General features: G+C 67.1%; 14 protein-coding genes. 6 read left to right on the forward strand and 8 right to left on the reverse strand.

Features of this window, described 5'->3' with window-relative positions; all coding sequences use genetic code 11:
* Positions 1 to 26: 26 nt before the first annotated feature.
* From CCUG20998_RS09625 to ppgK, 3 genes are all read right to left on the reverse strand, one after another.
* Positions 27 to 1991: a PE domain-containing protein gene (locus CCUG20998_RS09625; RefSeq protein ID WP_020728405.1), complete on the reverse strand. Its 1965-nt coding sequence runs from the start codon at positions 1989 to 1991 to the stop codon at positions 27 to 29.
* A gap of 207 nt (positions 1992 to 2198) precedes the next feature.
* Positions 2199 to 3710, reverse strand: a complete 1512-nt coding sequence (locus tag CCUG20998_RS09630) for an RNA polymerase sigma factor (protein WP_020728407.1) — start codon at positions 3708 to 3710, stop codon at positions 2199 to 2201.
* 173 nt (positions 3711 to 3883) lie between these two features.
* A complete protein-coding gene (gene ppgK, locus CCUG20998_RS09635) occupies positions 3884 to 4678 on the reverse strand; it encodes a polyphosphate--glucose phosphotransferase (RefSeq protein WP_020728408.1) in 795 nt (264 codons plus the stop codon).
* A gap of 225 nt (positions 4679 to 4903) precedes the next feature.
* Here ppgK and CCUG20998_RS09640 point away from each other — a divergent pair, with 225 nt between their 5' ends.
* Complete coding sequence (locus CCUG20998_RS09640) at positions 4904 to 5773, forward strand: inositol monophosphatase family protein (protein WP_011741133.1); 870 nt, start codon at positions 4904 to 4906, stop codon at positions 5771 to 5773.
* Between the two features lie 5 nt (positions 5774 to 5778).
* Here the strand turns inward: CCUG20998_RS09640 and cei are convergent, their stop codons facing one another.
* A complete protein-coding gene (gene cei, locus CCUG20998_RS09645) occupies positions 5779 to 6432 on the reverse strand; it encodes an envelope integrity protein Cei (protein WP_012393797.1) in 654 nt (217 codons plus the stop codon).
* A 183-nt stretch (positions 6433 to 6615) separates the two neighbouring features.
* On the opposite strand from cei, the gene CCUG20998_RS09650 reads away from it, so the two are divergent.
* Positions 6616 to 6918 carry a DUF4193 domain-containing protein gene (locus tag CCUG20998_RS09650; RefSeq protein ID WP_011741131.1) on the forward strand — a complete coding sequence of 101 codons (303 nt, stop codon included), beginning with the start codon at positions 6616 to 6618 and terminating at the stop codon, positions 6916 to 6918.
* 4 nt (positions 6919 to 6922) lie between these two features.
* On the opposite strand, the gene CCUG20998_RS09655 is transcribed toward CCUG20998_RS09650, so the two are convergent.
* Positions 6923 to 7402: a DUF3093 domain-containing protein gene (locus tag CCUG20998_RS09655; protein ID WP_036455473.1), complete on the reverse strand. Its 480-nt coding sequence runs from the start codon at positions 7400 to 7402 to the stop codon at positions 6923 to 6925.
* A 25-nt stretch (positions 7403 to 7427) separates the two neighbouring features.
* Between CCUG20998_RS09655 and dut the strand changes: the two genes are divergently transcribed.
* A complete protein-coding gene (gene dut, locus CCUG20998_RS09660; RefSeq protein ID WP_012393798.1) occupies positions 7428 to 7892 on the forward strand; it encodes a dUTP diphosphatase in 465 nt (154 codons plus the stop codon).
* The gene (locus CCUG20998_RS09665; protein WP_020728411.1) at positions 7889 to 8635 is read left to right on the forward strand and encodes a DUF3710 domain-containing protein; all 747 of its coding nucleotides are present in this window, start codon (positions 7889 to 7891) and stop codon (positions 8633 to 8635) included. The genes dut and CCUG20998_RS09665 overlap by 4 nt, the downstream gene beginning before the upstream one ends.
* A gap of 13 nt (positions 8636 to 8648) precedes the next feature.
* Here CCUG20998_RS09665 and CCUG20998_RS09670 read toward each other — a convergent pair whose 3' ends face one another.
* Positions 8649 to 9347, reverse strand: coding sequence for a serine aminopeptidase domain-containing protein (locus tag CCUG20998_RS09670; protein WP_036455815.1), 699 nt, complete (start codon positions 9345 to 9347; stop codon positions 8649 to 8651).
* Positions 9348 to 9514: 167 nt separating this feature from the next.
* Between CCUG20998_RS09670 and CCUG20998_RS09675 the strand changes: the two genes are divergently transcribed.
* Positions 9515 to 9883, forward strand: a complete 369-nt coding sequence (locus CCUG20998_RS09675) for an OB-fold nucleic acid binding domain-containing protein (RefSeq protein ID WP_011741126.1) — start codon at positions 9515 to 9517, stop codon at positions 9881 to 9883.
* A 27-nt stretch (positions 9884 to 9910) separates the two neighbouring features.
* The gene (locus CCUG20998_RS09680; RefSeq protein WP_020728413.1) at positions 9911 to 10582 is read left to right on the forward strand and encodes a DUF3159 domain-containing protein; all 672 of its coding nucleotides are present in this window, start codon (positions 9911 to 9913) and stop codon (positions 10580 to 10582) included.
* A gap of 219 nt (positions 10583 to 10801) precedes the next feature.
* On the opposite strand, the gene CCUG20998_RS09685 is transcribed toward CCUG20998_RS09680, so the two are convergent.
* Complete coding sequence (locus tag CCUG20998_RS09685) at positions 10802 to 11464, reverse strand: potassium channel family protein (protein WP_011741124.1); 663 nt, start codon at positions 11462 to 11464, stop codon at positions 10802 to 10804.
* A gap of 52 nt (positions 11465 to 11516) precedes the next feature.
* Positions 11517 to 12200, reverse strand: coding sequence for a potassium channel family protein (locus CCUG20998_RS09690; protein WP_011741123.1), 684 nt, complete (start codon positions 12198 to 12200; stop codon positions 11517 to 11519).
* Between the last annotated feature and the right edge of the window lie 112 nt (positions 12201 to 12312).

The raw sequence follows: 12312 nt of genomic DNA on the forward strand, positions 1-12312 counted from the left end.
GATGTGTTGGCAGGCCGCGGCCGGGCTCAGGAGTTGCTGGCGTACTGCTCGAAGATCTCGGAGAACTCGAAGGGCGTCTGTTCCACTCCGCTGCCGTTGTTGTTCGATACCCCGATATCGCCCGTCTGGTCGCGCGGAAGCTGCCACATCGACAGTTGGCCGATGTTGTTGTCCTGCGCGAACGAGGTCAACGTTTGGGCGTCGGCGAGGGTGAAGATTTCGCTGGTGTCATCGTTGACGCCGATCATGGGCGTCACGCCGAGCATGGCCCACGCCTGATCGCTGCTGAGCGAGGGATACAGCGTCATCAGCTGACCATGAGTGGCGGTCGCGGCGTCGATTGCCGCGGTGCCCATCTGGGTGGTGCCGTCGTAGTAATCCATCGCCATGATGTTCACTGTCGACACGTTCACGCCACTGCTGATCGCGGCATTGATCGGCGCCATGCCCTCAGCGGTCAGACCCGAGGGCGCCACCGGAACGGTGTAGGAGACCGTTACCGGGGTCCCGTTGGCCGTGCCCCACGCCTGGGAGAGCGCGATCGCCTGGGCCTGCAACGTCAGTGCCGAGCTGTTGGTCAGAATGGCGCCTTCGTCGTCGAAGTCGATGCTGTAGATCCCATAGGTGCTCATCACCTCTTGATACTGCGCGGCCAACTGGGCGGCGGTGAGAGAGTTGTTCGCGGCGTACACAGCGAGCGGGGTGCCGGCCTGGCCACCGAAGGAGATGGTCCCGTTGATGCCGGCGTTGGTCATGTTGGTGATCTGGTTCTCGATGTAGGAGATTTGGGAGCCGCCGGTGACGTCGTAGGCGGTGTACCCACCCCAAGCAGCTTGGCCATTTGTGGTGTCGGCGGTGATGAACGCGAGCGTGACGTCTGTGATGCCCGCGTTGGCGGCGTCAGAGAAGTTGTATCCGGATCCATCCGGGTAGGGCCACAGCGTGATGTCGACGTAGGGCTTGTACACCCCGGTAGAGCCTGTCCCGGTGATGCCGTCACTGCCGTTGCTGCCGTTAAGGCCATTGTGACCGCCGGTGCCGCCCAGCAGCGCGTGGTTGACGCCGCCGGTACCGCCCACGCCACCCTGGCCACCGAGCCCGCCGCCCGCGCCGCCGGCACCGCCGTTGCCGCCGTTTCCGCCAGTGCCGCCGGTACCGCCCAACAGCGCCTGGTTGGCCCCGCCGGCCCCGCCGGCCCCGGCATCACCTCCAGCAGCGCCGATGCCGCCGAACCCGCCGCCGCCGCCGGTGCCGCCGGCGCCACCGGTCCCGTCTAGTGAAAGAAGCTGACGGTTGGCCCCGCCGATGCCACCGGCACCGCCGGTACCACCGGCGATGTCGCCGCCTGGGGCGCCAGCGCCACCGGCGCCACCGGCGCCACCGTTACCGCCTCCGATCAGCCCATTGGCTCCGCCGGCGCCACCGTTACCGCCAGGCCCGCCGGCGATAGTGGCGTCCCCGCCGACGCCCCCGTCGCCCCCGCGGCCCCACAGCCCCGCCGACCCACCGGCCCCACCGGCGCCGCCGGGCGCACCCGAGCCGCCATTGCCTCCATTGCCCCACAGCCATCCGCCGTCACCGCCGTTTTGCCCGGTGCCTGGGGATCCGTTGGCTCCATCGCCGATCAGCGGGCGCCCCGTCAGCGCCTGGCTAGGGGCGTTGATCACCGCCAGCAAGCTCTGCTCGAGGTTCTGCAGCGGCGAGGTGCTGGCTGCTTCGGCTGCCGCGTAGGCGCCACTGGCGCCGCTCAATGTCTCGACAAACTGGTCATGAAAGGCCGAGGCCTGCGCACTGAGCGTCTGAAACTGCTGGGCATGGCCGCTGAAGAACCCTGCGATCGCCGCCGAGACCTCGTCCTGTGCCGCGGCCAACACCTGCGTTGTCGAGGGCGCAGCCGTCAAATTCGCCGACCGAATGGCGATGCCGATCCCGGCCAGGTCCGACGAAACCGTGGTCAGAGCCTCGGGTGTGGCGAACACATAGGACGGCATGGGCGACCTCCCGGGGAGCGTCAGTACTGCCAAAGAACACGATGTGTACGCCGAACACTATGCCCTGGTGCACCGGATCTCAGCAATCGCTGGCGGGTCGCAGCTTTTCGACACGTCAGGTAGATGGCGACGCCAACGGTCCCCACAACGCGCGGCGCGCGCCGGAGCTGCGGGAGAACCGCTGATCCAGCGCGCTTACGCGGGATGTCAGTCCAGGTAGTCGCGCAGCACCTGCGAGCGGCTGGGGTGGCGCAGCTTGGACATCGTCTTCGACTCGATCTGGCGGATGCGTTCCCGGGTGACGCCGTAGACCTGGCCGATCTCGTCGAGCGTGCGCGGCTGGCCGTCGGTGAGACCGAAGCGCAGACGTACGACGCCGGCCTCGCGCTCGGAGAGCGTGTCCAGCACCGACTGCAGCTGGTCTTGGAGCAGGGTGAACGACACGGCATCCACCGCGACGACCGCTTCGCTGTCTTCGATGAAGTCACCGAGCTGGCTGTCGCCTTCGTCACCGATGGTCTGGTCCAGCGAGATCGGTTCCCGGGCGTACTGCTGGATCTCCAGCACCTTCTCCGGGGTGATGTCCATTTCTTTGGCCAGCTCCTCCGGCGTGGGCTCGCGGCCCAGGTCCTGAAGCAGCTCGCGCTGGATGCGGCCCAGCTTGTTGATCACCTCGACCATGTGCACCGGGATCCGGATGGTGCGGGCCTGGTCGGCCATGGCACGGGTGATGGCCTGGCGGATCCACCACGTCGCGTAGGTGGAGAACTTGTAGCCCTTGGTGTAGTCGAACTTTTCGACCGCACGGATCAGGCCCAGGTTGCCTTCCTGGATGAGGTCCAGAAACGCCATCCCGCGGCCCGTGTAGCGCTTGGCCAGCGAGACCACCAGACGCAGGTTGGCTTCCAGCAGGTGGTTTTTCGCACGATCACCGTCGCGGCAGATCCACATCATGTCGCGGCGCTGGGCTGCGGGCAGTTTTTCGCCGCGGTCTGTCAACTCGGCCATCAGCTGTGTCGCGTAGAGACCGGCCTCGATGCGCTTGGCGAGCTCAACCTCTTCCTCGGCGTTGAGCAGCGCCACCTTGCCGATCTGCTTGAGGTAGGCGCGGACCGAGTCGGCGGATGCCGTCAGTTCGGCGTCCTTGCGGGCCTGGCGCAATGCCTCCGACTCGTCCTCGTCCCAGACGAAGTCCCCCGAAGCCTTGTCTTTCTCGCTGGGCTCGGCGATCTCTTCTTCATCGCTAGGGGTTCCCGGCGCCGCGGCCGCGGGTGCCTTGGCCCCAGTGCCGTCCTCGGCGTCGTCGCCCTCTTCCGAATCGTCGTCGCCCTCGGCCTCGTCGGAGGCCGCTTCGTCCTCGTCTTCGAGGTCATCCAAGTCGAGGTCGAGATCGTCGGAGGAGTCGACGTCGATGTCCGGATCGGCATCAAGATCGTCAGCGGTGTCCAGATTGGTGTCTGGGTCCGTCGCGCCTTCGCCCGGCGCCTTGGTTCCGCGGGCGGCCTTGGTGCCTCTGGCCGACGGGCGCGTCTTCTTCGGGGCGTCGCCGGTGGTGGCGTCGTCGGCTTGACCTGTTGTTTTTGCGGCCCGCTTGGCGGGGGCCGCGCCGTTTGCGGTCTTCGTCGGTCGCTTGGCCCCAGCCTTGGCCGGGGACTTGGTGGCGGTGCGTTTCACCGGCTCACCGGTCTCCGGGCTTGCCTTGGTCGCTGCCACATACACCCCTTCGGTGGTACTCACTTCCGGCTGCGGCTGGGCGTGCTTAACCGAAAGTGTCTGTTTATGTCGAATGTCGGCGTTGATACCAGCGTGAATACTCGCTCGCTATCGGTTGGGCTGTCGCCGACGACCATTGTAACTTCACTGCGCGCGTGCACCGCCCGAGCGGGCAGAATTCAGTGCGTCACATCGGTGCTGGAGGCCATTGCCGCGCCGACAATCCCGGCGGTGTTCTGCAGGGTCGCCGCCACCACCGGCGTGCGGTTCTCCAGCAGGTGCACCCACTTGTCGGCCTTGCGGCTGATGCCACCGCCGACGATGAAAAGGTCAGGCCAGATCGCGTTTTCGATGGCTACCAGGACCCGCGTCACCTGCTTGGTCCACTTCTCGTAGCTCCAGTCGTTTTTCTCCTTGACCGACGACGCGGCCCGTTGCTCGGCCTCCTTGCCGCCGACCTCGAGATGGCCAAATTCTGTGTTGGGTATGAGCGCGCCGTTGTGAATGACCGCCGACCCGATGCCGGTTCCGAAGGTGAGGAGCACCACCAGGCCGGGCTGGTTGTTCCCGGCGCCGTACCGTTCCTCGGCGAGTCCGGCCGCATCGGCGTCGTTGAGGATCGTCACGTCCTGGCCGTTCAGTTCGGCGCTGATGACCTCGCGCGCGTTGGTACCGATCCACGACTTGTCCACGTTGGCCGCCGTCTGAACGATGCCGTGGGTGACCACGCCCGGGTAGGTCACCCCGAGCGGGCCGGTCCAGCCGAATCGATCGACCACCTCGGCGATGGTCTTGGCAACCGCTGACGGAGTTGCGGGCTGTGGGGTCGCCAGCTTGATGCGCTCGCCGATTAGCTGGCCCGTGTCCAGGTCGACGATCGCGCCTTTGATGCCGCTGCCGCCGACGTCAATCCCGAATCCGCGATGCGGCTGTGCGGCACCGGCGGTTTGGGCCATTGGGTCGGTGCTGGTCATCGGATCTCCTCGGCGAGACGTGGCGAGACGTTTTGTGTCCGGATCACCTTAGCCCGGCGACAAACCAGGCTTGGCCTGGTGAGGAGCGGGCTGTTTGGGGTGAGCCCGGCGACAAACCAGGCTTGGCCTGGTGAGGAGCGGGCTGTTTGGGGTGAGCCCGGCGACAAACCAGGCTTGGCCTGGTGAGGAGCGGGCTGCGCGGGGCGACTGTGATGCGATAGAGCGGTGACACGACCTGACAACGACCCTGCGCGGCTGCGCGTGGTGGCTGAGACCCTGGCCGCCGAGGCGGCCGAATTCGTGCGCAGCCGGCGCGCCGAGCTGTTTGGCGCCCATCCGGCCGCGGCTGACGAGTCGGACGCGGTGCGGGCCAAGAGCACCCCGACCGACCCGGTGACCGTCGTCGACACCGATGCGGAACGGTTGCTGCGCAGTCGACTGGCGCAACTTCGGCCCGGGGACCCGATCGTGGGGGAGGAGGGTGGCGGTCCCGCGGATTCGGCGCCGGCGCCCGACGATGCCGTTACCTGGGTGCTGGATCCCATCGACGGCACCGTGAACTTCGTCTACGGCATCCCGGCCTATGCGGTGTCGATCGGCGCCCAGGTGGGTGGCGTGTCGGTGGCCGGGGCGGTCGCCGACGTCGTGGGCCGCAGCGTGTATTCGGCGGCGCTTGGCCAGGGCGCCCACGTCACCGACGAGCAGGGAACCCGCGAGCTGCGCTGCACCGCGGTGGAGGATTTGTCGATGGCGTTGCTGGGCACCGGGTTTGGCTACTCGGCGGGACGCCGGGCCACCCAGGCCGCCCTGCTGGCCCGGATGCTGCCAATGGTCCGCGACGTGCGCCGGATCGGTTCGGCGGCGCTGGACCTGTGCATGGTCGCGGCCGGCCGTCTCGACGCCTACTACGAGCACGGGCTGCAGTTGTGGGATCGCGCCGCGGGAGCGCTGATCGCCGCCGAGGCCGGAGCGCGGGTGGTGTTGCCCGCCTCGGATGTCGTTGGCGCCGGTTTGGTCGTCGCCGCCGCGCCCGGGGTCGCCGATGAGCTGCTGGGGGTCCTGAAGCGACTCAATGCGCTCGAACCCCTGGACTGAGTCGGCTAACAGCTACTGGCGTGGATCTTTGCTATCAGGGTTGGGTCCGGCGGTTGGGTGGCGCCCGGGCGCAGGCTGCTCAGCACCGCGTCAATGTCGTCGTTGTGCGCCAGGGTGGTGAAGTCGGTGCCCAGGACGAGGTCGACGGAGTCGTCGGCCCGGCCGTCGTTGAACAATTCGGTGCACGGTGCGACCAGCCATACCGCCGCCGCGGTCGCTTGTCCGGCGGTGCCGAATCGGATCTGGCCTTGGCAGTCCAGGCGGGTGTCGGCATAGACGGGGTCGTTTGCTGCGGTCGGCTGGGTGAATCCGAGGTCTTTTAGCGCCCCAGCGACGTCGGCGGCTTGACCGCCCCGGCCGCTGGCATTGAGCACCCGGACTTTGGTCTCGCCCAGTTGTGCGGGTGTGACATCGGTCATTTCGGTGCGCGATACCCGCTCACCGAGTTTGACCGTTGCCGTCGCGTCGGCCGGTTGGGGCGGCGGGTTGCACACCGCGGCCTCGGTGATGTCCGGTGGGCGGGTCAGCGCGACTGTCCACACCACACCGGTCAAGACCACCAGCAGAATCACGACGATGATGGCGGGCCGGGGGTTGCGTCGCCGGAATGGCCGACCGTGTTTGTCGAAGGCGGTACCCTCGGTGATTTGTGCGACCACACGTGCACTCTAGTCCGCACGCTGTCCGCACCGTTTAGGCCTGATTACAAGGGCCGATTCAGAGATGTGACGTAAATCACAGTTGAATCAAGCAAGATACGGGCACGAATCGTTTGGTGGATGCGTTCGACGCTGGTACAAAGCGTTGCTTGAAGTGATGAGGGCATGCGAGGGGACGGAACAATGCCTACCGACTATGACGCTCCACGGCGGACAGAGTCTGACGACGTGTCAGAGGATTCGCTGGAGGAGCTGAAGGCTCGACGGAACGAGGCCGCCTCGTCGGTGGTCGACGTGGATGAATCGGAATCCGCTGAGTCATTCGAGCTGCCAGGTGCTGACTTATCCGGCGAAGAGCTGTCGGTGCGTGTCATTCCGAAGCAGGCTGACGAGTTCACCTGCTCGAGCTGCTTCCTGGTGCAACACCGCAGCCGCCTGGCCAGCGAGAAGAACGGCTTGATGATCTGTACCGACTGCGCCGCCTGATCGGTCAGCTGCGCAATGCGGATAGGACCCGCTCGGGGTGGCGACAGCTCACCAGCCAGTACGGCGTCGGGTCGTCTGGGTCGTCCAGAACGAGCAGAACCATGGGCCCGACCCACGCTCGGTGCAGGACGTACGCTGCTGGGTCGAGTTGACGGCCCAGGGCCGCGGACTTGGCCGTGCGTGGAACTTCGGCGGAGCGGGCGATGGCGGTGACGGGCAGATGCGCCTCGCCGGCCCATAGCTCGACTTCGCCATCCGCGCCGGCGATGACTCGGATCTCGACTCGGCCTAGCCACAGCAATGCGGCGGCCGCCACGGTGAACAAAATCGCGTACGGGAGCCAGTCCGCGAGAGCGGCTATACCCAGATTGACCTCGAACGCGATGAGTCCTGCCAGTGCGAAGCCCAACGGCCACCACCACCAGGGGACCCAAAGTCGTTCGCGATATCGCACGCTGTGCGGCGCGACGCGCGTTTCGGACATCCGGTCAAGAGTAGTCTGTGGCCCCGTGTCGAACAGTCTCGCCGTTGTGCGTCTTGACCCCGGGCTTCCGCTGCCCAGCCGCGCTCACGATGGCGACGCGGGGGTAGACCTCTACAGCGCCGAAGACGTGGTGCTGCCCCCGGGGCAGCGGGCCCTGGTGCGCACGGGTGTTGCGGTCGCGATTCCCTTTGGCATGGTGGGTCTGGTCCATCCCCGCTCGGGGCTGGCCTCCCGCGTCGGGCTCTCGATCGTCAACAGCCCGGGCACCATCGATGCGGGGTACCGGGGCGAGCTCAAGGTCGCGCTGATCAATCTCGACCCGGCCACACCAATCGTGGTCAACCGCGGTGACCGTATCGCTCAGCTGTTGGTGCAGCGGGTCGAGTTGCTAGAGCTGGTCGAGGTTTCGTCCTTCGACGAGGCCGGGCTGGCCGCGACATCCCGTGGTGATGGTGGTCATGGTTCCTCCGGCGGACATGCGAGTTTGTGATGGCATTCGGTAGACGCACCCGTAAAGGCGACAGCAGCGGCAGCCCCGTGGAACCCGATGGACCCGCAGCGCGCGAGGCCGGCGAACCGGCTGCAGATGACGTGGACCTGGTAGGCCCGTTCGACATCGAAGACTTCGACGACCCGTCGGTTGCCCAGCTGGCCCGACTCGATCTGGGATCGGTCTTGGTTCCCATGCCGGAAGGCGGCCAGGTCCAGGTCGAACTGACCGAGAGCGGAGTTCCCAGCGCCGTGTGGGTTGTCACGGCCAATGGTCGCTTCACCATCGCTGCCTATGCGGCGCCCAAGTCCGCCGGCCTGTGGCGTGAGGTCGCATCGGAGCTCGCCGACTCGCTGCGCAAGGATTCGGCCGAGGTATCGATCAAGGACGGCCCGTGGGGTCGGGAAGTGATCGGCACCGCCTCCGGGGTGGTGCGCTTCATCGGTGTCGACGGCTATCGGTGGATGGTCCGGTGTGTGGTCAACGGTCCGCACGAGACCATCGACACGCTGACCGATGAGGCCCGCGAGGCGCTGGCCGACACGGTGATCCGCCGCGGCGACACGCCGTTGCCGGTGCGCACCCCGCTGCCGGTGCAGTTGCCTGAGCCGATGGTGGAGCAACTGCGGCAGGCTGCGGCGGCCCAGCACGAGCAGGGACAGCAGGAGCCCGATCAGCCGGCACCGCGGCGCGGGGCCGAAGGATCTGCCATGCAGCAGCTGCGCAGCACCACCGGCGGCTAGGCGTACCCAGCGCTCAAATATCGGCCAGAGCGGCCAGGCAGGCGGCTCCCAGCGCCGAAGTGTCGGCCCCCATCTGCTCCAGCGTCACCGTCCGCAGGGCGGCGTGCGCCGCGGCGGACACCCAGTCGAGACCGACCTGCAGCGGATGGATCGGATCATCGGTCGCGGCGGCCACCCCCAGCGGCACGGTAAGGCGGCCCAATTCGCTGCTGCTTGGCGCCACGTAGCCGGCCGCCTGCTCCATCGCGTCGGGCAGCTGCGGCCATTGCACCCGCCAGGATCGAGCCAGCTCGTCGGCCAACCAGGGTGGGCTGGATGCCCGCATCTGCGTTGTTGTGGTGGCCAGGCCGTCGCGACGCAATTGCGCTGCCGTGTAGCGCGCCGCGTGGGCGGCCGGCGCCGGCCCAGGTTCCCCGGTCCATGCGGGCAGCGCGGCCAGCACGGCAACGCACCGGTCGGGATGGGCCAGCGCCCACGCGACGGCCACAGCGGCACCGATCGACACGCCGCCCACGGCGATCGGACCGGCCTGGGCGGCCTCATCCAGTGCGGCCAGATAGCCCTCGATTAGGTGTTCTGGCTGCGGCGGCGGTGTCACCAAGATGGCTTCCACGCTTTGCAGCGGGCCGGAAAAGGCCCGGTAGACGTAGTCGTCGTCGGAGCCGGTTCCGGGCAGTAATGCGACGGGTACACCGCGCAGATCAACTGGCACCCCACGATAGTGCCCGGTCATTTCAGGTACTCCAACGTCGGTAGGGCGATCCGTGTGGCGGACGGGAACTAACAGGTCTACGGTGACCGTTGGCATTGTGGAATGCTGCTAGCTAGTGCCACTAGCTAGCACAGCTTCCAAACGACGTTGGAGTGTCAGGAGAGGCCATGGGGGCCGAAGGTTATCTGCGCCGGCTCACCCGTCGGTTGACGGAGGACCCGGAGCAGCGCGACGTCGAAGAATTGTCCGACGAAGTCGTCAATACCGGAGCGCAGCGGGCTATCGACTGCCAACGCGGCCAGGAAGTCACGATGGTAGGCACGCTGCGCAGTGTGGAAACCAACGGCAAGGGTTGTTCCGGCGGTGTTCGGGCCGAATTGTTCGACGGGAGCGACACCGTGACGTTGGTGTGGTTGGGTCAACGCCGGATCCCCGGCATCGACTCGGGCCGCACATTGCGGGTGCGGGGACGGCTGGGCAAGCTCGAGAACGGGAGCAAGGCCATCTACAACCCGCATTACGAAATCCAGCGGTGATCATCGCTTTGGTGGCGGAGGCGGCCGGTGAGCGCTAACCGCGTCAGCGCCGAGAGCTTGCTAGCACAGGCCGGCGGGGTGAGCGGGCTGGTCTACTCGTCGGTTCCGGTAGTGATCTTCGTCGCAGTGTCCAGTATCGGCGGACTCTTGCCCGCCATCGGATCGGCGCTTGCCGCGGCCGGGTTGGTGCTGCTGCTGCGCCTGATCCGGCGCGAGTCCACCCAACCTGCGGTCTCCGGGTTCTTCGGGGTCGCCGGGTGCGCGCTGGTCGCCTACCTGGTGGGGCAGTCCAAGGGCTACTTCTTGCTCGGCATCTGGATGTCGCTGCTGTGGGCGGTCGTCTTCGCCCTGTCGATTGTTGTTCGTCGGCCCGTGGTCGGTTTTCTGTGGAGCTGGACCAGCGGGCGTGACCAGGGCTGGCGTGAGGTGCCCCGCGCCGTCTACGCGTTTGATGTCGCAACGCTGGGCTGGACGCTGGTGTTCGCGGCCCGGTTCATCGTCCAGCGGCTTCTCTACGATGCCGACAAGACGGGCTGGCTAGGGGTTGCGCGGATCGGGATGGGCTGGCCGCTGACCGCGGTGGCGGCGCTGGCGACCTATGCGGCGATCAAGGCGGCCCGGCGGGCCATGCTGGCCGTTGACGAGCCCGAGGCCGCAGAAGTCGCTGCCGTCGACACCGAGGCCTGTCGGGAGCTCTAGACCCCGGTTCGGACGCATTTAGGGCGCTGAGAGCCCCTGTACCGCGTTGAGCGTGCTCGGCGGGCTCTCCATGGGCCCGTGGGCGCCGGCGGGGCGTTCAGCGTCCTTGGAGGGCTTTGAGTGTGCGCTGAGGGCGGCGCTGCCCCCGTTGCATCGCCACCGGCGCACAGTGCGCGCCGTAATCGCACATTGGCTCGCGCAACGACAGCGCGCGGGTGGCTAGCTCGACGGCAGCAACAGCTGGCTCAGCTCTTCCTCTGCCTCGGTGACCGCGACGAAGAGCAACTCGTCGCCACCTTCAAGGGGTTCATCGGCTTGCGGGACGATGACGCGGGGTCCGCGCAGGATCGTGACCAGCACCGCATCCCGCGGTAGTTGCAGTTTGCGCACCGGTTTACCGCCCCAGGGCGTGTCGTCGGGCAGGGTGATTTCCACCAGGTTGGCCTGACCCTTGCGGAATTCCATCAGCCGCACCAGGTCGCCGACGGCGACAGCCTCTTCGATCAGCGAGGCCAACATGCGGGGCGTCGACACCGCCACGTCCACGCCCCAGGCATCGGTGAAGAGCCACTCGTTGCGGGGATCGTTGACCCGGGCCACCACCCGCGGCACCGCGAACTCCGTCTTGGCCAGCAGGCTGAGCACCACGTTGGCTTTGTCATCGCCGGTGGCGGCGACCACGACATCGAAATCTTCGAGATGAACCGACTCCAGCAGGCTCAGTTCGCAGGCATCGCCCAGCAGCCAATGCGCGGCCGGAATGGCGTCGTCGTCGACGTGGTCGCTGTTGCGTTCGATCAGGGTCACGTCGTGGGCGTTTGCGATGAGTTCGCGGGCGACTGAGCGGCCGACCGCGCCGGCGCCGGCGACAACGACTTTCATTTGCCCCACCCCTCAACCCCGGCTGCGCCGATGTGTGCGTCGCGGGCGCGGCTCATTTGGCGGTCCCCGACTCGAAATCCTCGCTCGGCGGCAGCGCCGCGATGGCGACGGCCTCGGCTGCCCGCCCGGATATGGCGGCGACATAGACCTGGTCACCGGCCTGTAGCACCGTTTTCGGCTCGGGCAGCACGCCGGTGCCGAAACGGAGTAGGAACGCGACCCGGGCACCGGTGGCCTGCTGCAGGTCGGAGACGCGGCAGCCGACCCAGTCCTCGTGCAGCACTACTTCACAGACCGCGACGGTGCCGGTGGGATCGCGCCACTTGGCGGTCTCTGTCTCCCGGAGCAGGGCGTTGAGCAGGCGGTCGGTTGTCCACGGCACCGTGGCGATGGTGGGAATGCCGAGGCGTTCGTAGACCTCGGCGCGCTTGGCGTCATAGATCCGCGCGACGACGCGTTTGACGCCGAAGGTCTCCCGTGCCAAACGCGCCGAGATGATGTTGGAGTTGTCGCCGGAGGACACCGCGGCGAAGGCGTCCGCGCCCTCGATTCCCGCGCTGAGCAGCACATCTCGGTCGAATCCCTGGCCCAGAACACGCTCGCCGGCGAATTCGGCACTGAGCCGGTTGAAGGCAGTGCCGTCGCGGTCGATCACCGACACGTCGTGGCCGATTCGCGACAGTGCATCGGCCACCGAAGAACCGACTCGGCCGCAGCCCATCACTACCACTCGCACTTGACGTCCTCTCGGCCGTATCCCTCGCGTCGAACGCAATCGGCAACCACACTGGCCAGCCGATTCCCCTATGGAAAATTCTCGCCTAGGGAACGCTACCGTCAACGCCGAT

The organism is Mycobacterium marinum, from assembly GCF_003391395.1.
GTDB lineage: Bacteria > Actinomycetota > Actinomycetes > Mycobacteriales > Mycobacteriaceae > Mycobacterium > Mycobacterium marinum.